The organism is Candidatus Poriferisocius sp. (assembly GCF_965219815.1).
Classification (GTDB): domain Bacteria; phylum Actinomycetota; class Acidimicrobiia; order Acidimicrobiales; family Bin134; genus Poriferisocius.
Window position 1 is genome coordinate 2,195,037 of record NZ_OZ244791.1, and the last position, 24,045, is coordinate 2,219,081.

Here is a 24,045-nt window from a genome sequence, read left to right on the forward strand (position 1 = left end):
CGCGATGAAAGTGCTGTTGAGCTGGTTGCGGGAGTTCGCCCCCGACATCGATGGCGAGCCCGACGATCTGGCTGAGGTCCTGTCCGATCTGGGGCTGGCCGTTGAGGAGCTTTCCCATGTGGGCCGGGGGCTGGACGGCGTCGTGATCGCCGAGGTGTTGGCCACGCGGCCCCACCCCGATGCCGACCGCATTCATCTAGTGGACGTGAACGCGGGCGACGGCGAGGCCCTCCAAGTGTGCTGCGGCGCATTCAACATGGCGGTGGGCGACCTGGTGCCGCTGGCCACCGTGGGCACCACCATGCCCAACGGCATGGAGATCGCCCGCCGCAAGATGCGGGGTGAGTGGAGCAACGGAATGCTGTGCTCGGGGGCTGAGATCGGCATGGGCGACGACCATGAGGGCATCTTGATCTTGGAACAGGGCCTGTCGTTGGGAGTTCCCCTGGCTGAGGCGCTGGGCATCCACCCCGACGTGCTGTTCGACCTGGAGGTGAACCCCAACCGCCCCGACGCCATGTCTGTGATGGGCGTGGCCCGCGACCTGGCCGCCCGCCTGGGAGTGCCCTTCTCGGTGGCGTCCCCCGAGGTGGATGAAACCGGGATGCCTGCGGCTGAGCGGGCGTCGGTGAGCATCGCCGCCTCCGACTTTTGCCAGCGCTTTGGGGTGCGAGTGCTCGACAATGTGCCCTCAGGAGCGTCGCCCCGGTGGATGGCAAACCGCCTGTTGGCCGTGGGGCAGCGGCCCATCAACGCGGTGGTCGACCTGTCCAACTACGTGATGTTCGAGTTGGGCCAACCCAACCACACCTACGACCTCGACCTCGTACCCGGCGGGGAGCTGGGGGTGCGCATGGCCCTTCGGGGCGAAGAGTTGATCACTTTGGACGGCACGGCGCGAGCTCTCACTACCTACGACGGGGTGATCGTCAACCGCGATGACCAGGCCATCGGCCTGGCCGGGGTAATGGGCGGGGCCTCCACCGAGATCTCCGCCGACACCCGCTCGGTGCTGCTGGAAGCCGCGTGGTGGGATCCCATGACCATCGCCCGCACTGCCCGCCGACTGGGTCTGCGCAGCGAGGCATCTGCTCGATTCGAGCGGGGGGCCGACCCCGACATCATCCCTTTGGCGCTGGACCGCTTTGCCGAGCTGGCCGCCGCCCTCGGATCAACCACTGCCCCCGGCATGATCGATGCCGCCGGCAATCGAGCTGAGCCCATCACCGTTCGAGTCCGATCGCCGCGGGTAAATTCCATATTGGGCACCGACCTAAGCACCAGCGAGATGACCGCCCTACTCGAGCCCATCGGGTTCGCCTGCGAGACGGGTGGCGACAGCCAGGACTTCAACGTCACCATCCCGTCGTGGCGGCTGGATTCGGCCACCGAGATCGACGTGACCGAGGAGGTGGGCCGGCTCCACGGATTCTCCAAGATCGCCCGCACTGTGCCGGTGACCGAACAGGCTGGCGCGCTCACCCCTCAACAGCACGACCGCCGTCGGGTCCGGGAACTGCTCACTGGAATGGGGGTCAGCGAGGCCATGCCTCTGCCCTTCTTGGCCCCCGGCGATCTGGCCCGAGCCGGCCTGGGCGACGACGGCATCACCGTGACCAACCCGCTGGTGGCCGAGGAGTCGATCATGCGGACCTCGCTGCGCCCCGGCCTGTTGAAGGCAGTGGCCTACAACGCCGCCCGGCGCACCATCGGGGTGTCGCTGTTCGAGATCGGCCGGATTAATCCGGGCGGGGGAGGGGATCTGCCCGACGAAGGGGAGCACCTCGCCGTGATTCTGGCTGGCCAAGAGGCCACCGCCGCCACCACGCTGTGGCGCCGCCTGGCCCGCCACCTGACCGTGACCCGCCCCGGCGTGGTCAACGGCCCGGTAGACGGCCTTCATCCCGGACGCTCTGGCCAAGTTCTGGCCGACGGCCAGCCGGTTGGCGCGCTGGGCGAGATCGACCCCCAAGTCCTGGATGCCTATGAGATCGACGAGCGGGTGGCCTGGCTAGAAGTCGATCTTGGCGCTCTATTGGAAGCTGAACGAGCCCTGGCCCCGTATCGAGCCCCCAGCCGTTACCCGTCCAGCGACGTGGATCTGGCCTTCACCGTTTCCGACGAGGTGTCGGCCGACGAGGTGTCCGCCACCATCGCCGAGGCCGGAGGCGAATTGCTGGCCTCCGTCTCCCTGTTCGACGTGTTCCGCTCCGACCAGCTTGGCGAGGGCCAACGAAGCCTGGCCTTCACCCTCCGCTTCGAAGCCCCCGACCGCACCCTCAACGACGCCGAGGTGGCCAAAGCCCGCCAATCCTGCATCGACGCCGTCTCCAACACCCACAACGCCTCCCTCCGCGGATAATTGTGGAGACCTCCATTTTCGAAGGGACAGCGGGAGCGTACGCACGTTATCGAGTTCCGTATCCCGGTCAGTTTGTGTCCCAGTTAGTAGAGAGTTGCCGAAAGCTCTGTCAAATGCAGGGTCTGGTGGATATTGGTGCTGGAACTGGCGAACTCCTGGAGGGATTAGCGCCACACTTTGGCCGCGCCATGCTTGTTGAGCCCGACAGCAATATGGTCGATGAGGCAAAAGGGCGCCTTGCAGACATTGAAGCCCCTATCCAGTTCTGTCGCTCGAGGGCAGAGGATCTGGATATTCCCTCTGGAGAATTTGATGTTGCCACATTCGGCAACTCATTCCACTGGCTAGACCAAGCTGTGGTTTTGGCATTGCTGAAGGGATCGCTCATCAGCCCCTCGGTCGTAGTCGTCGTCAACTCGACGAGCCCGTTTCGCTCTACTTCTGCTTGGCAGCGTGAAGTTATCTCAATAATTGAGCGTGTCGTCGGACAACGCAGGCGTGCCGGACCCTCCGGCTATTTCCCCGATCAGCCCCTAACGCAGGAAGAGGCGCTACAACGAGGTGGCTTCATTGAAGCTGGCGAGATCATCTGGAAGCACGAACAACTCTGGGATGCCGAGCGCTACATCGGCTTTCTCCGGTCGACATCGTTTGCATCAGACATCGTGCTCGGACCGCAAAGGAGCATGGTGCATGAAGCAGTCAGGGAACTCTTCGCAGCTTTCCCTGGTGGGCAACTGATCGACCAAATGGAGTTTCACGCCCGAGTTGCAGTAAGTCAATTGGACTGAGCAGTGAGAGTCAGACTCGTGTTGTGCGGTGCTTATCTTGATTGTGGATCTCGGCTGAGTCGATGTTGACGGACAGCACGCGCACACCAGGAACCGACTCGGCGTCAGACTTGGCGGACTTGAGTGCTTCCGAAAGCGTTTCGGCTTCTCGGGCAAAATCGAGGCGGTGGTGGCCAACCAGCGCGTCGTCGCATCCGGCCTTGTGCAGGGCGTCAAATACAGCATCGTCCAGGAGATCAACCGAATCGTCAGTGATCAATTCGAAGTAGTGGACCTTGCGGGATGTCATTTCGGCCTCCCTGCATTGCCAGAGTTCTGGCACTGACACCTTTTGGCGCTCTTCAAGAGCCTACCCGCCTGGTCTTCGGGCACGCGAGGCGATCCTGCGATGCCGATTGTGCAGTCTGGATTGCGAGCAGGACAGTATGCCGTTCCCCACCTGTGTGCTGAGCGACCCTTCGACAACTCGATGGTCCATCCCGACTTCACGAGTTGCCTGATCGCCTTTCGCACCTCTTTCTTGGGGTGAGCGCCCTTTGCCACGAATGGGAGGGTACCGACGGGGAGTGACAGGTCGGCTGTGCCGGAAGCAGGGGTGGTTTGGCGAGGCAGAAAGGAAACAAAGAATAGGTTTGCATGAGTATGCAGATTCATGCATACTTTAGTCCATGGAAAAGCAGATCCCGGTCGGGATCATTGGCGCGTCTGGGTATGTCGGCGCGGAGCTTATGCGGTTGCTGGGCGAGCATCCGGGCTTCGACGTGGGCTTTGTGACCGGCGACACCCAGGCGGGGCAGCCGGTCGCTGACCTCTATCCGCACCTGGCCGCCATTGGTGCCGACCAGGAGTTTGTGAAATACGACCCCACCTTGCTGGATGACGTGGCGTTGGCGTTTTTGGCGCTGCCCCATGGCCAGTCCATGGCTATGGCCGCTGACATCCTGGATCGGGGCAAGGTCGCCGTTGATCTGGCTGCCGACTTCCGGCTGAACGACGCCGGGGAATACCAGCATTGGTATGGGGAGCCTCATCTTGCTCCTGAGCTTCTCGGCCAGTTCGCCTATGGCTTGCCTGAGCTGTTCAGGGATGAGTTGCCGGGTGCTACCGCAGTGGCTGTACCGGGCTGCTATCCCACTGCTGCGGCGCTTGCGTTGGCTCCTTTGGTCCGCTTGGGCTTTATCCAGGCCGACGGGGTCATCGTGGACGCGGCCAGCGGTGTTTCCGGCGCGGGTCGGCCCCCCAAAGCCCACACCACGTTCTGCGCGGTCGATGAGGACTTCACTGCCTATGGGCTGCTCGACCACCGCCACACCCCGGAGATCGAGCAAGCCTCGGGCGCGTCGGTGCTGTTCACCCCCCATCTGGCGCCGATGAATCGGGGCATCTTGGCTACCTGCTACGCCAAGCCGACGGGGGAGGCCTCCAGCGAAGCAGCGCTCGCGGGGCTGGCCGAGTTCTACGCCGACGAGCCGTTCATCGTCGTGTCCGAGCGTCCGCCGTCCACCAAGGCGACGCTGGGCTCCAACGCAGCCCATCTCACCGTCCGCTACGACGCCCGCACCAACACCGTGGTGGCGCTGTGCGCCATCGACAACCTGGTGAAGGGGGCGGCTGGACAGGCAATCCAGTGCGCCAACCTGATTTGCGGGCTGGACGAAACCGCGGGGCTGACCGCAGTGGGGGTGTACCCATGAGCGTGACCGAAGTCCCCGGGTTCACCGCCGCAGGGGTGACCTGCGGCATCAAGCCCAGGGGCAAGCCCGACCTCGCCATCGTGGCCACCGCCGACGGCGCCGCCGTGAGTGCGGCCGGGGTGTTCACATCCAACAAGATGACCGCGGCGCCGGTGCTGGTATGTCGGGAGCATCTGACCGCCACGGGGGGCAAGGCCGCCGCGGTGGTCCTCAACAGCGGCAATGCCAACGCGGCCACCGGGGCGCAGGGCATGGCCGACGCCCACCAGATGTGCAAGGAGACCGCCGCCGCCCTGGGAGTGGCCCCTGAGGAAGTGCTGGTGTGCTCCACCGGACTCATCGGCTACGCCCTGCCCATGGACTCGGTATCGGCTGGCATCGCGGCCGCGGCCGCCGTCCAAACCGCCGAGGGCGGTCCCCAGGCAGCCGAGGCCATCATGACCACCGATACCGTCCCCAAGCAGGTGGTTGTCGCTGGCGACGGCTTCATCGTAGGGGGCATCGCCAAAGGCGCCGCCATGCTCGAGCCCAACATGGCAACCATGTTGGCGGTTCTCACAACTGATGCGGCAGCTGACCCCGAAACCCTCCAGCAGGCGCTCAGAACCGGTGTGGCTGGCACGTTCAACACCCTCACCGTTGACGGCGCCGAGTCCACCAACGACACGGTGCTGATTCTGGCCAACGGCCAGGCTGGTCCGGTAGATCCCGACGCCCTTACCCAGGCCATCGCCGACGCATGCGAGAGCTTGGCCCTCCAAATGGCCGATGATGCTGAGGGCTCCACCAAGACGGTGTTTCTCCGGGTTACCGGCGCGGCCTCCGATGCCGAAGCGGCCAAAGCCGCCCGGGACACCGCCAACTGCCAACTCGTGAAGTGCTCGTGGTACGGCCAAGACCCGTACTGGGGCCGCATCGCCTCGGAGATGGGCGCGGCGGGGGTGGCTTTCGACCACACCAAGCTGACCATCGCCTACGGCTCCCATGTGGTCTACCAGAACGGCGAACCGGCCCATCCCCCCGAGCTGGCCGAGTACATGACCGGCCGGCGGCTCGACCTCCACGTGGACCTTGGTATGGGCGACGGCTCGGCCCGGATCATCACCACCGACCTCACCCACGCCTACATCGACGAGAACATGGGGACGTCATGAGCTTCAAAGCCGAAGACACCGCGGCGGTCCTCACCCAAGCCCTGCCCTACATCCAGCGGTTCTCGGGCTCGACTGTGGTGGTGAAGTACGGCGGCAGCGCCATGGACAGCGACCACCTGGCCGGGTTCGCGGCCGACATCGTGCTCATGCAATCGGTGGGGATCCGCCCCGTGGTGGTCCACGGCGGCGGCCCTCAGATCGGCGAGATGATGGAGCGGCTCGGCTTGGAACCCCGCTTCGTCGACGGGTTGCGGGTGACCGACGCCGAGACGCTGGACATCGCCCGCATGGTGTTGGTGGGCCGGGTCAACCGCGACATCGTCTCGGCCATCAACGTCCACGGTCCCCTGGCAGTGGGAGTGTCCGGGGAGGACGCCGGGTTGATCCAGGCCCGGGCCGAGAACCCTGAGTTGGGCTATGTCGGCACGGTGGACACCGTCAACACCGCCATCATCGACCGGCTGCTGGACGAGAGCCTGATACCGGTGGTCTCCACCATCGGCGCCGATGCCACCGGCCAAGCGCTCAACATCAACGCTGACACCGTGGCCGGGATCCTGGCCGGCGCCCTGGGGGCGGCCAAAGCCGTGTTCCTCACCGATGTCGAGGGCCTTTACGCCGATCCCGGCGATCCGTCCACCCTCATCAGCGTGACCACCGCCTCCGATCTGGACGCCATGATCGCCGCCGGGGATTTGGCCGGGGGCATGATCCCCAAGGCCACCGCGGCCATTCATGCCGTTCGCCACGGCGTGGCCTCGGCCCACATGGTGAACGGCACCACACCCCACGTGCTGCTGCTGGAGCTGTTCACCGACTCCGGGGTGGGCACCATGGTCTACCCCGACTCTGCCGATCAGGAGGCCACCCCATGAGCGCTCACACCGATGCGGTAGGAGTCGACGCCGGACCCTGCCCGCTCATGCCCACCTACGGTCCGCCGTCGGTCATGTTCGTGCGGGGCGAGGGATGCTGGCTGTGGGACCGCGACGGCACCCGCTACCTGGACTTTTTGAGCGGTATCGCGGTGTGCAGCCTCGGCCACGCCCACCCCAAAGTGGCCGAAGCGGTGGCCGAGCAGGCTCGCACCCTGTGCCATGTGTCCAACTTGTATGCCACCGAGCCCCAGATGCACGTGGCCCGCACCATCGACCGGCTAGTCGGCGGCCCGCCCGGCCAGGTGTTCTTCGCCAACAGCGGCGCTGAGTCCAATGAGTGCGCCATCAAGCTGGCTCGCAAATGGGGCGGACCCGGCCGCTACACCGTGATCAGCGCGGGCCGGTCGTTCCACGGCCGGACGCTGGCCACGCTGCACGCCACCGGCCAAACAGAGAAGCACGAGGCTTTCCAGCCCCTGCCCGAGGGATTCCGCCATGTGCCCTGGGACGACATCGCCGAACTGGCGAAGGCCATAGACGACACCACGGCTGCCGTGCTGCTGGAGCCCATCCAGGGCGAGGGGGGCATCAACGTCCCGTCTGATGGCTACCTACAAGCGGTGCGCGAGCTGTGCGACGACCGGAATCTGCTCTTCATGCTCGACGAGGTGCAGACCGGCCTGGCCCGGACCGGCCGCTGGTTCGCCCACCACCACGACGGGGTCGGGCCCGACGTGGTGACCATGGCCAAGGCGCTGGGCAATGGCATGCCCATCGGGGCATGCTGGGCCCAGGAAGCGGTCGCCGCGGCCTTCAAGCCCGGCGATCACGCCACCACCTTCGGCGGCCAGCCACTAGCGGCATCGGCCGCCAAGGCCACGCTGGCCGTGATGGAAGAACTGGACTTGCCGACACGGGCCGCGGCGGCAGGAGAGATCATGCGGTCCTCTGTGGAGGCGCTCGACGGGGTGGCCAGTGTGCGGGGCCGGGGCCTGCTGCTAGGCGTGGAGCTGGCCGGTGAACGGCCGGCTGGCGAGATTGTGACCGCTGGGATGGCCGAGGGCCTGGTGCTGGGCACCGCCGGGGCCACCTCTCTGCGCATCGCCCCGCCCCTGATCATCAGTGACGACGAGATCGCCCACGGCGTAGCCGTGCTCGACAAGGTTCTGAAGTCATGACCGCGGTCCGTCACTTCTTAGATGTGGACGATCTCAGCGCGGCAGAGCTAACTGAAGTTCTAGATCTGTCTGCCCATACCACTCTTGCCCAGGTTCTGGCGGGCAAGGGCATGGCTCTGCTGTTTGAGAAACCCTCCGCTCGCACCCGGCACTCCATGGAGATGGCGGTGGTGCAGCTTGGCGGCCATCCGGTGACAGTTGCTGCCGCCGAGGTGGGGATCGACCAGAGGGAGTCCGCCGAAGACGTTGCCCAAACCCTGGCCTGCTTCCATGCGGCCATCGGCGCCCGGGTGAAGTCCCACCGCCTGCTCGAGCGCATGGCCGCGGTCAGCTCGGTACCGGTGGTCAACATGCTGAGCGACCAGGCCCACCCCTTGCAGGCGCTGGCCGACCTGCTGACCGTCAAACAGGAGTTCGGCGAAATCAGCGGCCGCCGCATCGCCTTTGTGGGCGACGCCAACAACGTGTCTCGGTCGCTGGCCATAGGCGCTGGCCTGGCCGGTGCCCAGTTCGTAATTTCCAGTCCTCCCGGCTACCAATTCAACGGTGTCGACCTCGACCGTATTTCTGCCACCGGCACCGTTGCCGAGGTCGTCGACGACCCGGTTTATGCGGTCGCCGGCGCGCATGTGGTGTACACCGACGTCTGGGTGTCCATGGGCGAGGAGGCCCAGGCCTCCGAGAAAATCGACGCTTTCGCCGGCCGCTACTCGGTGAACGAGGCTCTTATGGGCCAGGCCGATGCCGATGCCATCTTCCTGCACTGCCTGCCCGCCAACCCCGGACAGGAGGCCAGCGAAGAGGTCCTCTACGGCCCTCAGAGTCGGATATGGCAACAGGCCGAGAACCGGATGCACGCCGCCCGCGGCCTGCTGGCGTTCCTTTTGGAGGCGTCGTGAGGTTGGGCAAGAACCAGCGCCAGCATCGGATCGCGCAGATCCTCCGGCAGGAGTCGGTGTCCAGCCAGGATCACCTGGTGGACCTCTTGACTGCTCAGGGAGTAGCGGTCACCCAGGCCACCGTGTCGCGCGACCTCGACGATCTGGGAGCAGTCAAAGTCCCCACCGGCGGCGGGTCGGTGTATGCCATTCCCGAGCTGCCCTCTGAGCAGATCGCCCCCGACGACCACCTCCGGCGGGTGCTGGGGGAGTGGGTGGTGGCCGTGGGCAGCTCCCAAAACCTGGTGGTGCTGAACACCCCGCCAGGGTCGGCCCACGTGGTCGGATCGGCCATCGACCGCTCCGTGGTAAGCGGCGTGCTGGGCACCGTGGCCGGCGACGACACCGTGCTGGTGGTGGCCACCGAGCAAGCCGGCGGCGGCGCGGTGGCCGACTTCTTCCGCTCGCAGGCCGGACTCACCGATCCGGCGGAATCCGCCCCCTTGGAGGAGAGCTCGTGAACCAGGAACTGTACAAGATCGTGCTGGCCTACTCCGGCGGTTTGGACACCTCGGTGATCCTGCGCTGGTTGCAGGACACCTACGGCTGCGAGGTGGTCACCTTCACCGCCGACCTGGGCCAAGGCGAGGAGCTTGAACCGGCCCGGGCCAAAGCCGAGGCCATGGGCGTAAAGGAGATCTACATCGAGGATCTGAGGGAGGAGTTCACCGCCGACTTCGTGTTCCCCATGTTCCGGGCCAACGCCATCTACGAGGGGGAATACCTCTTAGGCACCTCCATCGCCCGCCCGCTCATTGCCAAGCGGCTGGTGGAGATCGCCGCCGAGGTCGGCGCCGACGCCGTGTCCCACGGTGCCACCGGCAAGGGCAACGACCAAGTCCGCTTCGAGCTGGGGGCCTATGCCCTGAACCCCGACATCTCGGTGGTGGCCCCGTGGCGCATCTGGGACCTGGGCTCCCGAGAGAAGCTGGTGGCCTACGCCGGGGAGCACGGCATCCCCATCGAGGCCGAGCGGGAGGGCGGCTCACCGTTCTCCATGGACGCCAACCTGCTCCACATCTCCTACGAGGGGGGTCCGCTAGAGGATCCGTGGTTCGAGCCTCCCGAGGAGATGTGGCGTTGGTCGGTGTCGCCGGAGAGTGCCCCCGACACTCCGACCGAGATCGAGCTCACCTTCCAAGGCGGCGACATCACCGCCATCGATGGCCAGCCCCTCAGCCCGGCCACAGTGCTGGCCGAGCTGAACCGCATCGGCGGAGCCAACGGCATCGGCCGACTCGACTTGGTGGAGAACCGCTACGTGGGCATGAAGTCGCGGGGCTGCTACGAGACCCCCGGCGGCACCATCATGCTCAAGGCCCACCGGGCCATGGAGAGCCTCACCCTCGACCGGGAGGTGGCCCACCTCAAAGACGAGCTCATGCCCCGCTACGCCCAGCTCATCTACAACGGCTACTGGTGGAGCCCCGAGCGCCTGATGCTCCAGACCGCCATCGACCATTCCCAGCAGCGGGTGAACGGCACCGTGCGGCTCAAGCTGTACCGGGGCAACGTGATCGTCACCGGCAGGCACTCCGACGACAGCCTGTTCGACGAGGCGGTGGTCACCTTCGAGGAAGACCAAGGCGCCTACCAGCAGGCCGACGCCGAGGGGTTCATCAAGCTCCACGCCCTGCGGCTGCGCACCCTGGCCCAGCGAGCAGGCCCGTCATGAGCACGCTTTGGCACGGCAGATTCGACGGTGACCCCGCCGACGAGCTGATGGCCTACACCGCCAGCATCGGCTTCGACGTGAGGCTGGCACCCGACGACATTGCCGGGTCGCGGGCCCACGTCCGGATGCTGGGCCGCGTTGGCCTGCTCACCGACGCCGAGGTTGACGAGGTGCTGGCCGCGCTCGACCAGACTGAGCAGGAGCTGTCCTCCGGCGAGTTCGACTTCGCGCCCGGCGACGAGGACGTCCACACCGCCATCGAGCGCCGGGTCACCGAGCTGGCCGGTCCCGCCGGAGCCAAGCTCCACACCGGTCGCAGCCGCAACGACCAGGTGGCCACCGACCTGCGCCTGTTCGCCAAGCGGGAGCTGGCCGCCATCGCCGCCGACGTGATCGCCCTCCAGCAGGTGCTGCTCGAGCGGGCTGTGGCCGCGGGCGACACCTACCTGCCGGGCTACACCCATCTCCAGCGGGCCCAGCCGGTGCTTTTGGCCCACCATCTGCTGGCCCACGGCTGGGCGCTGGCCCGGGATGTGGATCGATTGGCCGACGCCCGCACCCGACTGGACGTCAGCCCTCTGGGGGCGGGGGCGGTGGCCGGCTCGTCGCTGCCCTTGGACCCCGATATGACCGCGGCCGAGTTGGGCTTCGCCGCCCGGTTCGACAACTCCATGGACGCAGTGTCCGACCGCGACTTCGTGGCCGAGAGCCTGTTCGCGCTGACGATGGTGGCCATCCACTTGTCCCGGCTCGGCGAGGAGGTCGTGTTCTGGACCTCCGAGGAGGCCGACTTCGCCACCCTCGACGACGCCTACGCCACGGGCAGCTCCATGCTGCCCCAGAAGAAGAACCCCGACATCGCCGAGCTGGCCCGGGCCAAGGCCGGCCGGTTCATCGGCAACCTCACCGGCCTGCTGGCCACCCTCAAGGGGCTGCCGCTGGCCTACAACCGCGACCTCCAAGAAGACAAGGAGCCCCTGTTTGACACGGTCGACCAGGTGCGCCTCGGCGTGCGGGCCATGACCGGCCTTCTATCCTCCATCGCTTTCAATACCGAGGCCATGGCCGCAGCCGCCGACGCCCCCACATCAGCGGCCACCGATCTGGCCGAGTATCTAGTAGCTCAAGGCATACCTTTCCGCGACGCCCACGCGGTGGTGGGCGACTTGGTCCGCCAAAGCCTGGAGGGCGAGGCGTCTCTGGCCGATCTGGTACGGGCCGACCCCCGCCTAGGCGATGCCGCCGCCGAGCTGCTCACCCCCGGCATCCCCGTCACCCACCGCACCACCCCCGGCGGCGCAGGCCCCGAGCCAGTAGCCGCGCAGCTCGAACAATTCCGCGCCCGCCTCAACGCCGACGCAGCCCGCTTTGACTAGGGCAGCCGGCCTCTAATCGGCGGCCAGCTCCAGCATGCGGTCGTACATCGCCCGAGCGGGGAAGTCGCCAGCATGCCTGCCGACCCATCGGTCCACCACCGATTGGGTGGCGTCTCGCCAGGCGGCCAACTGGGTGTCATCGAGCACGATCTTGTTGATCCCTTCTTGGGGGTAGCGCTCGGCCACCGCGTTTGAGGCGGCGTCGTAGGCCCTCGCCGCGGCCAGGGAGACCTCTCGGCCCGACAGCCGTTCGATGGCTCGCTGCTGAGAAACCGACAGGCTGTCCCAGAGGTCTTGGTTCATGGCCAAGAAACTGGCCGACACATAGCAGTTGCACTGCACACCACTGCCCAGCACGCCGTACAGGTCGTAGCTGGATAAGCCGGAGTTGGCGATCATCACCCCGTCGATGGCGCCCTGCCCCAGCGCATCTCGAATCTCCTGCACAGATAGGTTCACCGGGGCTCCTCCCAGCGTTTCGATCACCTCGACCTGTATCTGCGTTGGCGCCCGCACCGTCAGCCCGGAGAGGTCGGGGACGTCAGAGGCCTGGTCACCGGCCAGCCACAGGTCGGCCACGTCGTGGGTCCACAGCCCGAGCAGCTTCACGTCGGCGTACTCGTTGCGGATGGCCTCGAATTCGTCGTGGAGAGTCCACAGCACTTCGGTGGCCTCCACCGCGCTGTCGAACACGAACGGCAAGCCCACCACCTCAGCGGCGGGGAAGCGGCCCACGGAATAGCCCTGAAGGGCCCAGCCGATGCCCTGGCCGCCATCAACTGTGCTCTGGTACACCTCACTGCGAGCGCTCAAAGTCTGACTGGGATAGAACTCGATGGTCACGGTGCCGCCGGTGGCCAAGAGCACCTCGTTGGCCCACGGCTCGAACACCTGCACATGAACCGGGTGGGTCGGGGGGAAGGGGTGGCCGAAGCTGATCGTGACCGACTGCTGCTGTTCCACGTTGTCGCTGCATCCGGTGGCTCCCGCCAACAGGCCAAGAGCCAGCACTGCTCCCAACAATGAACTACACACGGTTCTTCTGGACATCAACCTCTCCTTCGCCAGCGCCATTTCGGCCGTTCAAGTATGGGCAGGAATCCACTTCCGTTGCCTTATCCTGACGGCGATGAGCCTGGAGCGGGAGTTCTATGCCCGAGACCCTCGGGAGGTGGCTCCCGACCTGCTCAACAAGGTGTTGGTGTCTGGAGGATGCCGGGGCCGGATCGTGGAGGTAGAGGCCTACACCGGCGCCGATGACCCGGGCAGCCACGGCTATCGGGGTATGACCCCCCGCACCGAGGTCATGTTCGGACCGCCCGGCCGGCTGTATGTGTACTTCACCTACGGTATGCACTGGTGCGCCAATGTGGTGTGCGGCGCCGATGGGGAGTGTGCCGCGGTGCTGCTGCGGGCTCTGACTCCACTGGCTGGACAGGAGGACATGTGGGCGCGGCGACCGAAAGCCCGCCAGGATCGAGACCTGTGCAGCGGGCCGGCCAAGCTCACCGCTGCGCTGGGCATCGACGGCGCTGCCAACGGTGCCGATCTGGTGGTCGCCGATTCGGGGATCGAGGTGCTCGACGACGGGACTGCACCCCCCGCCGAGCCGGGCCGCTCGGTTCGCGTCGGCCTAAGCGCTGGGATTGATCTCCCGTGGCGCTGGTACGTTCCCGGTTGCCCCGACCTTTCCCGGAGAGGATGATGAGCGGCGCTGAAGAGATGACCTGGCTGGGCGACGGGCACCCCCTGTTGTCATCCACCGAAGACTTGGCAGTGGCCCGTGAGCTGTTAGCCGGGTTCGACGACGACCTGGGCGATCGCTACCGGGCGCTGATCGACGGCCACCCCGACGCCAGTCTGCGAACGTGTCGGCCCGGACATCTCACCGGCTCGGCCCTGGTGGTGGACAGCGGTGGAACCAACACCCTGTTGATGCTCCACGCCAAGTTCGGCCGCTGGCTTCAGCCGGGGGGTCACGCCGATGGCGATGCCAACCTGGCCGCAGTAGCGCTGCGGGAGGCAGCCGAGGAAACCGGCATCCAGAACTTGCTCATCTGGCCCCAGCCCCTGCACCTCGACGTCCACGAAGTGGATCCCCCCGGCGAGGATCCCCATCTGCACTATGATGTCCGGTTCCTTGTGCAGGCCCCAGCCGATGCCCAGCCTCAGGGCAACCACGAGTCTCGGGGATTGCGCTGGGTGCCGCTTGACGGCTTGGCTGGTTTCGGCTGCGACCCCGGCCTGGTGCACCTCGCTCACTTGGGGTCACAAGCCCTCGAAAGGCTGCCGCAGACTTAGCGCGGTTCAGCCAATGTCCAGCGGGTCGCCGCACACTTAGCGTGGTTCAGCCAATGTCCAGCGGGTCGCCGCAGGAGGGCATCCGATTGCGGTCGGCGAAGGCGTCCAGCAGGGCATCTACCCCTTCTCCCCGATCCACACTCACCCGGAACTGGCGGTCTTCGCCGGCCCGGAGGGCGTCGGCGTGGGCCAAGCGGTCACCGAGGTACACCTCCCAGCTTTCGAGCCACAGCCCTACCAGTTCGCCGTCGTCGCCCTCGGGGGCAGACTCGGCCAAATCCTCCGTCATCTTGGCCAGCACTGCGGTGGAGGCTTCGATCTGGTCGGCCCGGTCGGCCATGTCCACCGCGTTGCGGGCTTGTGGCAACCGATCCAACTCGTCTCGGGCCTCGGCGCATCGGGCCTCAGCGTCGGCCACCCACTCCCGGTCTTCGAGGCGGTCGGGGTTCTTGTCGCCGAAGAACCAGATCGTCGCCCCGATCCAGAACACCGCGAACAGCACGAGCACCGCGATGCCAATCGTCAAACCGAGTCGCCTGCCCGTCACGTACTCATTCTCCCTTCGCCGCCGACTCCCGTAGCCTGTGCTCGGTGCTTGAAGATCTTGAATCCCGCGGCTTGGTGCAAGACACCACCGACCGGGATCTGTTGGCCCGGCGGTTGGGCGACGGTTCGGTCGGGGTGTACCACGGCATCGACCCTACGGCCAGCTCCCTGCACTTGGGCAACCTGATCGGGGTTCTGGTGCTGAGGCGGTTCCAAGAAGCCGGTCACCGGCCCATCGCCCTGGTGGGCGGGGCCACCGGCATGGTGGGTGATCCCAGCGGACGCTCAGATGAGCGCAACCTGCTGGATGACGAGACCCTGGCCGTCAACCTGGCAGGCATCAGGAGCCAACTGGAGACGCTGCTGGACTTCGATGGCGACGCCGAGCTGGTCAACAACTACGACTGGACTCGCGACCTCACCCTCATCGAGTTCTTGCGGGACACCGGCAAGCACGCCACCGTGAACCAGATGGCGGCCAAGCACTCGGTGCGCAGCCGCATGGAGAGCGAGACCGGCATCTCCTTCACCGAGTTCACCTACATGCTGTTGCAGGCCTACGACTATTGGTGGCTGCACACCAACCTCCAATGCGAACTCCAGATCGGGGGGTCCGACCAGTGGGGCAACATCACTGCCGGGGTCGACCTCATCCGCCGCCGGTCCGGCGCCCAAGTCCACGGCCTCACCTGGCCGCTGCTCACCCGATCTGACGGCGCCAAGTTCGGCAAGACCGCCGAGGGGGCGATCTGGCTTGATCCCGAGCGCACCAGCCCCTATCGGTTCCACCAATACTTCATCCAGGTTCCCGACGAAGACGTGGAGCGCAGCCTGCTCCAATTCACCATGCTCCCGGTGGCCGAGATCGCCGAGGTGGTTGAGGCCCATCAGCGCGACCCCGGACGAAGAGAGGCTCAGGGAATTCTGGCCAACGAGGTCACCTCCCTGGTCCACGGCCGGCCCGCGGCCACCGCGGCCGAAAAGGCAGCTCGAATCCTGTTCGGTTCTCCGGTGGACGACATGGACGAGGCAGCCCTGGAGGCAATTGCCGCCGAGGTGCCTACCTCCGACATCCCCGACGGCGGGTTCGATGCCGCCTCAAACCGCTTCGATCTCGTGGAATTGCTGGCCTCCACAGGGCTGGCTTCCTCCAAGGGCGATGCCCGCCGGGGACTGGCAGAGGGATCGGTGTATGTCAACAATCAGCGGGTCTCCGGGGAGGACACCGCGGTGGCTGCCGACAGCCTTCTGCATGACCGCTACCTCCTGCTTCGCCGAGGCAAGCGCCGCTACCACCTGTTGCGGGTGGAATCGCAGTAAAACCCCTGATTGAGTTGGCAAAAGGGGCCGAGTTGCAATCTTGTGATTGAGTTGACGTTGCTGGCTGAGGCCGGTAGCGTTACCACTCGCCTCTGAAACGGGTTTCCCTTGGGTTGCCCCCAGTGGCAGAGCATGGTTCGGCTGGTCCGGACCGATGCGGTTCTCCCGTCAGGGTCACCGCCTCACGCTCCTTGAAAACGGAAGAGAGGACGGAAAAGCCAGTGCGGGCGACGTCTTAGCGCACCTCGTGTCTAAGTCGTCGACCTAACACAATTCCAAGGAAACCAAGTCAGGAAGGGTTTCGGCCCTTTTGACTTTCCGGAATCGCTTCGTCTTGCCGAGGCAATTTAGCAAGACGAGCACTTGATCGAAGGCAGCGAATCCCCTCGGGGAGGATCTGCTGGAGGTTTTGACGGAGAGTTTGATCCTGGCTCAGGACGAACGCTGGCGGCGTGCCTAACACATGCAAGTCGAACGAGGTCGCCTTCGGGCAATGACCTAGTGGCGAACGGGTGCGTAACACGTGAGGAACCTGCCCCGAAGACTGGGACAACCACGGGAAACTGTGGCTAATACCAGATGCCCTCCTCTGATCGCATGATCGGAAGAGGAAATGCTCCGGCGCTTCGGGAGGGCCTCGCGGCCTATCAGCTTGTTGGTGGGGTAACGGCTCACCAAGGCAGTGACGGGTAGCTGGTCTGAGAGGACGATCAGCCACACTGGGACTGAGACACGGCCCAGACTCCTGCGGGAGGCAGCAGTGGGGAATCTTGCGCAATGGGCGAAAGCCTGACGCAGCAACGCCGCGTGGGGGATGAAGGCTCTCGGGTTGTAAACCCCTTTCAGCAGGGACGAAATTGACGGTACCTGAAGAAGAAGCCCCGGCCAACTACGTGCCAGCAGCCGCGGTGACACGTAGGGGGCGAGCGTTGTCCGGAATTATTGGGCGTAAAGAGCTCGTAGGCGGTTTAGTAAGTCAGATGTGAAAGGTTGGGGCTCAACCCTAAGACTGCATCCGATACTGCTATGACTAGAGTCCGGTAGAGGAGTGTGGAATTCCTGGTGTAGCGGTGAAATGCGCAGATATCAGGAGGAACACCGACGGCGAAGGCAGCACTCTGGGCCGGTACTGACGCTCAGGAGCGAAAGCGTGGGTAGCAAACAGGATTAGATACCCTGGTAGTCCACGCCGTAAACGTTGGGCACTAGGTGTGGGGCCTTATCAACGGGTTCCGTGCCGTAGCTAACGCATTAAGTGCCCCGCCTGGGGAGTACGGCCGCAAGGCTAAAACTCAAAGGAATTGACGGGGGCCCGCACAAGCGGCGGAGCATGTTGCTTAATTCGAGGCAACGCGAAGAACCTTACCTGGGTTTGACATGTACGGAAAAGCCATAGAGATATGGTGTCCTTCGGGGCCGTACACAGGTGGTGCATGGCTGTCGTCAGCTCGTGTCGTGAGATGTTGGGTTAAGTCCCGCAACGAGCGCAACCCTCGTCCTATGTTGCCAGCACGTAATGGTGGGGACTCGTAGGAGACCGCCGGGGTCAACTCGGAGGAAGGTGGGGACGACGTCAAGTCATCATGCCCCTTATATCCAGGGCTGCAAACATGCTACAATGGCCGGCACAACGGGCAGCGACACCGCGAGGTGAAGCGAATCCCTTAAAACCGGTCTCAGTTCGGATTGGAGTCTGCAACTCGACTCCATGAAGTCGGAGTCGCTAGTAATCCCGGATCAGCAACGCCGGGGTGAATACGTTCCCGGGCCTTGTACACACCGCCCGTCACACCACGAAAGTCGGCAACACCCGAAGTCAGTGGCCTAACTCTTTTGAGAGGGAGCTGCCGAAGGTGGGGTTGGCGATTGGGGTGAAGTCGTAACAAGGTAGCCGTACCGGAAGGTGCGGCTGGATCACCTCCTTTCTAAGGAGTTCCGTTTCCACTTGATACCGCCAAATGGTGGAATCAGGTTCGGACACTCCCAGTTGATGCACTGGTTTCTTTTGTCCTCTCTTCCGTTTTGAGGGAGCGTGATTATCACGCCCGAGGCTCTGCGCTGACGCTTTCGTTTTGCGGAAACCTCCTGTGCTCTTTGAGAACTGCATAGCGAGCACGAGCATCTGATCGAAATTAGAGTTCTTCGATGTATGAATCTTCCAAGCTACGAAGAGCCAACGGTGGATGCCTTGGTGCCTACGACCGATGAAGGACGTGAGAGGCTGCGATAAGCCTCGGGGAGCTGCCGACTGAGCTTCGATCCGGGGATGTCCGAATGGGGAAACCCGATACTTGTAAAGGGGTATCACTCCGGTGTGAACACATAGCACCGGTAGAGGGAACCAGGTGAACTGAAACATCTAAGTAACCTGTAGGAAAGGAAAGCAACCGCGACTCCCTTAGTAGCGGCGAGCGAAAAGGGAAGAGCCTAAACCGTGCCGGTGGAATAGCCTGGTGGCGTTGCCGGTCCGGTGTTGTGGGGCCTCAGAGGAGGAGCGCCAGATCCTCCACGAAGTTACAAACGTGCGTGGTAGTGGAATCGTTCTGGAAAGGCGAGCCGCAGGGGGTAAGAGCCCCGTACACGAAACTGCTGCACACTTCGCTGAGTGTCCCCGAGTAGCGCCGTTGCCGTGTAATTCGGCGTGAATCTGCGAGGACCACCTCGTAAGGCTAAGTATATGTAGGCAACCGATAGTGAACTAGTACCGTGAGGGAAAGGTGAAAAGTACCCCGGGAGGGGAGTGAAATAGTACCTGAAACCGTTGGTTTACAAGCAGTCAGAGCGTCGTCTCAACCGATGATCTTCGGATCGTCAATTAGAGATCGCGATGGCGTGCCTTTTGAAGAATGAGCCAACGAGTTACGGTATGTGGCGAGATTAACCTGTGAAGGGAAGTCGGAGCGAAAGCGAGTCATAACTGGGCGTACAGTCGCATGCCGTAGACCCGAAGCCGGGTGATCTATCCATGGGCAGTGTGAAGCGGGGGTAAGACTCCGTGGAGGCGCGAACCGACCTAGGTTGAAAACTGGGCGGATGACCTGTGGATAGGGGTGAAAGGCCAAACAAACCCGGAGATAGCTGGTTCTCCGCGAAATGCATTTAGGTGCAGCGTTGTGCGTTCAACCATGGAGGTAGAGCACTGGATGGGCAAGGGGGCCGACAAGCTTACCAACCTCAGCCAAACTCCGAATGCCATGGTTCCAGAGCACAGCAGTGAGACCCCGGGGGATGAGCTTCGGGGTCGAAAGGGAAACAGCCCAGACCGCCAACTAAGGTCCCTAATTTCTAGCTAAGTGGTAAACGATGTGGGATTGCACAGACAGCCAAGAGGTTGGCTTAGAAGCAGCCATCCTTGAAAGAGTGCGTAACAGCTCACTGGTCGAGTGATCCTGCGCGGACAATGTAACGGGGCTAAAGCTAGAAACCGAAGTTGCGGATTTCTGCCATTAGGCAGGAGTGGTAGCGGAGCGTCGGGCTTGGAGTGAAGCGGCAGCGCAAGCTGACGTGGACCGAGTCCGAGTGAGAATGTTGGTATGAGTAGCGAGAGAGGGGTGAGAAACCTTTCCGCCGAAAGCCCAAGGGTTCCTGGGGAAGGCTAATCCTCCCAGGGTGAGTCGGGAGCTAAGGCGAGGCCGACAGGCGTAGTCGATGCACAACCGGTTGATATTCCGGTACCGCTGTGAACGCGTCCAGGCTTAACCGGTGTTGCTAAGGGGATGTCTGTCCCGCAAAGGGACAGAAGAAACCGACCCACACCGGAGCGGCCAGCAAAGCGGGGACGCAGAGAGGTAGGTGAACCCAGGCGACGGTAGTTCCTGGGGTAAGCGTGTAGGGTGGGGCCCAGGTAAGTCCGGTCCCCATAAAGCCTGAGGCGTGATACCGAACCGCATGAGGTGAAGTCACTGATCCTGTACTGCCAAGAAAAGCCGCTAGCGAGCTTTCACAGCGCCCGTACCCCAAACCAACACAGGTGGGCAGGTAGAGAATACCAAGGCGATTGGGAGAACTATGGTTAAGGAACTCGGCAAATTACATCCGTAACTTTGGGATAAGGATGACCCCAGTAAAGTGAAGGACTTCGCGTCTGGAGCTTGACAGGGTGGCACAAACCAGGGGAAAGCGACTGTTTACTAAAAACACAGCAGCGTGCGAAGTCGTAAGACGCTGTATACGCTGTGACGCCTGCCCGGTGCTGGAAGGTTACGGGGAGGGGTTAGCCGTAAGGCGAAGCTCTGAACCTAAGCCCCAGTAAACGGCGGCCGTAACTATAACGGTCCTAAGGTAGCGAAATTCCTTGTCGGGTAAGTTCCGACCTGCACGAATGGCGTAACGACTTTCCCACTGTCTCAACCATAGACCCAGCGAAATTGAAGTACGAGTAAAGATGCTCGTTAGCTACAGAAGGACGGAAAGACCCCGTGGACCTTTACTACAGCTTGATATTGGTGTTTGGTATGTGTTGTGTAGGATAGGTGGGAGACTGGGAAGCATGGACGCTAGTCTGTGTGGAGTCAACCTTGAAATACCACTCTGCTCATGCTGGGCATCTAACTTAGGCCCGTTATCCGGGTTGAGGACAGTGTCAGGTGGGTAGTTTGACTGGGGCGGTCGCCTCCCAAAGAGTAACGGAGGCGCCCAAAGGTTCCCTCAGCCTGGTTGGCAATCAGGCGTCGAGTGTAATGGCACAAGGGAGCTTGACTGCGAGACCGACGGGTCGAGCAGAAACGAAAGTTGGGCATAGTGATCCGGCGGTTGCGTGTGGAAGCGCCGTCGCTCAACGGATAAAAGGTACCCCGGGGATAACAGGCTCATCTTCCCCAAGAGTCCATATCGACGGGAAGGTTTGGCACCTCGATGTCGGCTCATCGCATCCTGGGGCTGAAGCAGGTCCCAAGGGTTGGGCTGTTCGCCCATTAAAGCGGTACGCGAGCTGGGTTTAGAACGTCGTGAGACAGTTCGGTCCCTATCCTCTGTAGCCGAAGGTGATTTGAGGAAGGCTGTCCCTAGTACGAGAGGACCGGGACGGACGCAGCTCTCGTGTGCCAGTTGTCCTGCCAAGGGCATGGCTGGTTAGCGACCTGCGGAAAGGATAACCGCTGAAAGCATCTAAGTGGGAAGCCTGTTCCAAGATGAGATCACCCACCGGGTAAACCGGGTAAGGCCCGTGGCAGAACACCACGTTGATAGGCCGGAAGTGTACGCATGGCGACATGTTCAGCTGACCGGTACTAATCGGCCGAGGGCTTGGTTCTACATCACTAACTCGATGTCGAACGGGATGTTCGTGCTCGCTGTGGAGTTCTTGAAGCACTGCCTCTTTGACAAGAACATAAAGGTTTCGGTGGCGATGGCGGTGGGGTCACACCCGTTCCCATTCCGAACACGGAAGTTAAGCCCACCAGCGCCGATGGTACTTGGGTGGAGACGCCCTGGGAGAGTAGGTCGCCGCCGGATTTCGAAACAGATGGGGAGCCGAAAGGCTCCCCATCTTCGTTTAACCGCTGGGAACGGGGCGGTCCCGGTAAACTCATGCGGTGTCTTCCGGTGGAGGTTCTGCCCGCAAGCCTCCCAGTCGCCGGGGGCCTCCTCGCCAGTCTGCGTCTCAGGACGGCCGAAGGGGGAAGCCACCCTCGTCTCAGGACGGCCGAAGGGGGAAGCCACAAGACGGCCGAAGGGGGCGGCCACCCTCGTCCCAAGATCTGCGACAGGAGAAACCACCCCCGCCTAAGGGACCTCGGCACATGGGCTCGGTGGCCCGACGGGGGGCGGCCAAGATCCATGAAGAGCCCCTGCCCGTTTCCGAAAAGGCTCCACCGGAAGACGATCAAACACCTGAAGAGGCCGAAGAAGCCCGCCTGAGGGCCGAGCGACGTGCGGCGCGACAGGCCCGCACTCAGCAGCTTCGGTCAGAAGCCCGGGAGGCGGTTGAGCGGGGCAATCTCAGCGAGGCTCCGGTCAAAAAGCCGGACAAGCGATCGCGGGGCCGCCGGCGCACTCCGTTGTCAGAGAGCGGGTCGTCGACGCATTCCCAGAAGTTGGAGGAGGCAGTGGGCCAACGCATGGCGGCGACGCTCCGACAGCGGTTGGAGCGGGCCGAGGAGGCCTATGAGCAGGAGGACTACCGCAGGGCTTGGCGGTCGTTGGATGGCATGGCCAAAGAGGCTCCCAAGGTGCCCGAGGTGAGGGAGCTGTCTGGTTTGACCCTTTACCGGCTGGGACGGTGGGAGCTGGCCGCCCGAGAGCTGGAGGCTCTCCGAGAGCTCACGGGGCGAACGGATCTCCATCCGGTGTTGGCCGACTGCTACCGGGCGCAGCGTCGGTGGACCGATGTCGATCTTATTTGGGCCGAGCTGCAAGCCTCCGATGCAAGCTCGGCGGTGCTCGCGGAGGGCCGGATTGTGGCCGCCGGCGCGCTCGGCGACCAGGGGAAGCTCAACCAGGCAGTCGGGGTGCTGTCCAAAAACTTTCAACTGCCCCGACGGGCCAAAGAACACCACTTGCGCCAGGCCTATGCCCTTGCTGATTTATGCGAGCGAGCCGGGGAAATCCCCCGGGCCCGGGAGCTATTCGGCTGGTTGATTGAACAAGACGAGCTCTACGTGGATGTTGTTGAGCGATTGGATGCTCTCCGGTAGCGAAAAACCCCTGGGAATACCCCTTGTGGATTCAGCACGCCGGTAAGGTGAGAATCATCCGCACATGGTTCGAAGGAGTAGGCGACCATGGACATCCAAGGACTGTTGGGCGACGAGGCCGAATCGCTCTTATCGCATGAATCCAAGACCATTCCCCGGGAGGATTTGAGCCTTCCCGGCCCCGACTTCGTGGACCGGGTCATGGCGGATACAGACCGCTCTCCCCAGGTGCTGCGCAACCTCCAGTCGCTGTTCGACCATGGTCGCCTGGGTGGCACCGGCTACGTGTCCATCCTGCCGGTAGACCAGGGAATCGAGCACTCGGGAGCGGCCTCCTTCGCCCCCAACCCTCGGTATTTCGATCCGGCGGGCATCGTGGAGCTGGCCATCGAGGGAGGCTGTAACGCGGTGGCGTCCACTTTCGGCGTGCTGGGGGCCACCTCCCGCCGCTTCGCCCACCGGATCCCCTACATCGTCAAGCTCAATCACAACGAGTTGCTCACCTACCCCAACAAGTTCGACCAGGTGATGTTCGGGTCGGTGGATCAGGCTTTCGACCTGGGCGCGGCTGGCGTGGGAGCCACCATCTACTTCGGCTCAGAGGAGGCCACCCGCCAGATCCAGGAAGTGGCTGAGGCCTTCCACCGGGCCCACGAGCTTGGAATGTTCACCGTGCTGTGGTGCTACCTCCGGAACTCCGGCTTCAAGGTGGATGGCACCGACTATCACGCGGCGGCCGACCTCACCGCCCAGGCCAACCACATCGGGGTGACCATCGAGGCCGACATCATCAAGCAGAAGCTTCCCGAGAACAACGGCGGCTACAACGCCCTCGGGTTCGGCAAGACCCACAAGCTGGTTTACGACGAGCTCACCACCGACCACCCCATCGACCTCACCCGTTGGCAGGTGGCCAACTGCTACATGGGCCGCATCGGCCTCATCAACTCGGGCGGCGCATCCTCAGGCGCCAGCGACCTGGCCGAAGCGGTGCGCACCGCAGTGATCAACAAGCGGGCCGGCGGACTCGGCCTAATCAGCGGCCGCAAAGCATTCCAGCGCCCCGTTGCCGAGGGCGTCGAACTCCTCAACGCCATCCAAGACGTCTACCTCTCCGACTCGGTCACAGTTGCCTAGGGGGCGACCGGGCTGCTTTCGGGCGAGGATGTGCCACTTGAGGCTCACCACTGGGTAACC

The 24,045-nt window shown here is 63.7% G+C and carries 18 protein-coding genes and 3 rRNA genes; 18 read left to right on the forward strand and 3 right to left on the reverse strand.

What is annotated here, in order from left to right:
• Positions 1 to 4: 4 nt before the first annotated feature.
• Positions 5 to 2,362, forward strand: coding sequence for a phenylalanine--tRNA ligase subunit beta (gene pheT, locus ACOQPI_RS10550; RefSeq protein WP_420619606.1), 2,358 nt, complete (start codon positions 5 to 7; stop codon positions 2,360 to 2,362).
• Positions 2,363 to 2,475: 113 nt separating this feature from the next.
• A complete protein-coding gene (locus ACOQPI_RS10555) occupies positions 2,476 to 3,153 on the forward strand; it encodes a class I SAM-dependent methyltransferase (protein ID WP_420619607.1) in 678 nt (225 codons plus the stop codon).
• 10 nt (positions 3,154 to 3,163) lie between these two features.
• On the opposite strand, the gene ACOQPI_RS10560 is transcribed toward ACOQPI_RS10555, so the two are convergent.
• Positions 3,164 to 3,442, reverse strand: coding sequence for a hypothetical protein (locus ACOQPI_RS10560; RefSeq protein ID WP_420619608.1), 279 nt, complete (start codon positions 3,440 to 3,442; stop codon positions 3,164 to 3,166).
• A 379-nt stretch (positions 3,443 to 3,821) separates the two neighbouring features.
• On the opposite strand from ACOQPI_RS10560, the gene argC reads away from it, so the two are divergent.
• Genes argC through argH form a run of 8 tightly spaced genes read left to right on the forward strand, consistent with a single transcriptional unit; the run spans position 3,822 to position 12,046 of the window.
• A complete protein-coding gene (gene argC / locus ACOQPI_RS10565; protein ID WP_420619609.1) occupies positions 3,822 to 4,847 on the forward strand; it encodes an N-acetyl-gamma-glutamyl-phosphate reductase in 1,026 nt (341 codons plus the stop codon).
• A complete protein-coding gene (gene argJ, locus ACOQPI_RS10570; RefSeq protein ID WP_420619610.1) occupies positions 4,844 to 6,001 on the forward strand; it encodes a bifunctional glutamate N-acetyltransferase/amino-acid acetyltransferase ArgJ in 1,158 nt (385 codons plus the stop codon). Before argC ends, argJ begins: the two co-directional genes overlap by 4 nt.
• Complete coding sequence (gene argB, locus ACOQPI_RS10575) at positions 5,998 to 6,876, forward strand: acetylglutamate kinase (protein WP_420619611.1); 879 nt, start codon at positions 5,998 to 6,000, stop codon at positions 6,874 to 6,876. The genes argJ and argB overlap by 4 nt, the downstream gene beginning before the upstream one ends.
• Positions 6,873 to 8,057, forward strand: a complete 1,185-nt coding sequence (locus ACOQPI_RS10580) for an acetylornithine transaminase (RefSeq protein WP_420619612.1) — start codon at positions 6,873 to 6,875, stop codon at positions 8,055 to 8,057. The genes argB and ACOQPI_RS10580 overlap by 4 nt, the downstream gene beginning before the upstream one ends.
• Positions 8,054 to 8,956 (forward strand): ornithine carbamoyltransferase, encoded by a 903-nt coding sequence (gene argF, locus ACOQPI_RS10585; protein WP_420619613.1) that lies wholly within the window; start codon positions 8,054 to 8,056, stop codon positions 8,954 to 8,956. The genes ACOQPI_RS10580 and argF overlap by 4 nt, the downstream gene beginning before the upstream one ends.
• The gene (gene argR, locus ACOQPI_RS10590; protein WP_420619614.1) at positions 8,953 to 9,456 is read left to right on the forward strand and encodes an arginine repressor; all 504 of its coding nucleotides are present in this window, start codon (positions 8,953 to 8,955) and stop codon (positions 9,454 to 9,456) included. The genes argF and argR overlap by 4 nt, the downstream gene beginning before the upstream one ends.
• Entirely contained in the window at positions 9,453 to 10,670 is a 1,218-nt protein-coding gene (locus tag ACOQPI_RS10595) for an argininosuccinate synthase (protein ID WP_420619615.1), read from the forward strand. Before argR ends, ACOQPI_RS10595 begins: the two co-directional genes overlap by 4 nt.
• The gene (gene argH, locus ACOQPI_RS10600; RefSeq protein WP_420619616.1) at positions 10,667 to 12,046 is read left to right on the forward strand and encodes an argininosuccinate lyase; all 1,380 of its coding nucleotides are present in this window, start codon (positions 10,667 to 10,669) and stop codon (positions 12,044 to 12,046) included. Before ACOQPI_RS10595 ends, argH begins: the two co-directional genes overlap by 4 nt.
• A gap of 12 nt (positions 12,047 to 12,058) precedes the next feature.
• Here argH and ACOQPI_RS10605 read toward each other — a convergent pair whose 3' ends face one another.
• Complete coding sequence (locus tag ACOQPI_RS10605) at positions 12,059 to 13,096, reverse strand: TRAP transporter substrate-binding protein (RefSeq protein ID WP_420619617.1); 1,038 nt, start codon at positions 13,094 to 13,096, stop codon at positions 12,059 to 12,061.
• Positions 13,097 to 13,175: 79 nt separating this feature from the next.
• Between ACOQPI_RS10605 and ACOQPI_RS10610 the strand changes: the two genes are divergently transcribed.
• Complete coding sequence (locus tag ACOQPI_RS10610; RefSeq protein WP_420619618.1) at positions 13,176 to 13,751, forward strand: DNA-3-methyladenine glycosylase; 576 nt, start codon at positions 13,176 to 13,178, stop codon at positions 13,749 to 13,751.
• Positions 13,751 to 14,347 (forward strand): NUDIX hydrolase, encoded by a 597-nt coding sequence (locus ACOQPI_RS10615; RefSeq protein ID WP_420619619.1) that lies wholly within the window; start codon positions 13,751 to 13,753, stop codon positions 14,345 to 14,347. Before ACOQPI_RS10610 ends, ACOQPI_RS10615 begins: the two co-directional genes overlap by 1 nt.
• 46 nt (positions 14,348 to 14,393) lie before the next feature.
• Here ACOQPI_RS10615 and ACOQPI_RS10620 read toward each other — a convergent pair whose 3' ends face one another.
• Positions 14,394 to 14,894, reverse strand: a complete 501-nt coding sequence (locus ACOQPI_RS10620; protein ID WP_420619620.1) for a hypothetical protein — start codon at positions 14,892 to 14,894, stop codon at positions 14,394 to 14,396.
• Between the two features lie 44 nt (positions 14,895 to 14,938).
• Here ACOQPI_RS10620 and tyrS point away from each other — a divergent pair, with 44 nt between their 5' ends.
• The 6 genes from tyrS (at position 14,939) to ACOQPI_RS10650 (ending at position 23,985) form a co-directional block, all read left to right on the forward strand.
• Positions 14,939 to 16,213, forward strand: a complete 1,275-nt coding sequence (gene tyrS / locus ACOQPI_RS10625) for a tyrosine--tRNA ligase (RefSeq protein ID WP_420619621.1) — start codon at positions 14,939 to 14,941, stop codon at positions 16,211 to 16,213.
• A 409-nt stretch (positions 16,214 to 16,622) separates the two neighbouring features.
• A 16S ribosomal RNA gene (locus tag ACOQPI_RS10630) occupies positions 16,623 to 18,138 on the forward strand.
• 231 nt (positions 18,139 to 18,369) lie between these two features.
• Positions 18,370 to 21,465, forward strand: a 23S ribosomal RNA gene (locus ACOQPI_RS10635).
• An 85-nt stretch (positions 21,466 to 21,550) separates the two neighbouring features.
• A 5S ribosomal RNA gene (gene rrf / locus ACOQPI_RS10640) occupies positions 21,551 to 21,667 on the forward strand.
• The 16S, 23S and 5S rRNA genes sit together here, the layout of an rRNA operon.
• A gap of 287 nt (positions 21,668 to 21,954) precedes the next feature.
• Positions 21,955 to 22,848, forward strand: coding sequence for a tetratricopeptide repeat protein (locus tag ACOQPI_RS10645; protein ID WP_420619622.1), 894 nt, complete (start codon positions 21,955 to 21,957; stop codon positions 22,846 to 22,848).
• A gap of 87 nt (positions 22,849 to 22,935) precedes the next feature.
• Positions 22,936 to 23,985, forward strand: coding sequence for a class I fructose-bisphosphate aldolase (locus tag ACOQPI_RS10650; RefSeq protein WP_420619623.1), 1,050 nt, complete (start codon positions 22,936 to 22,938; stop codon positions 23,983 to 23,985).
• Positions 23,986 to 24,045: the final 60 nt, after the last annotated feature.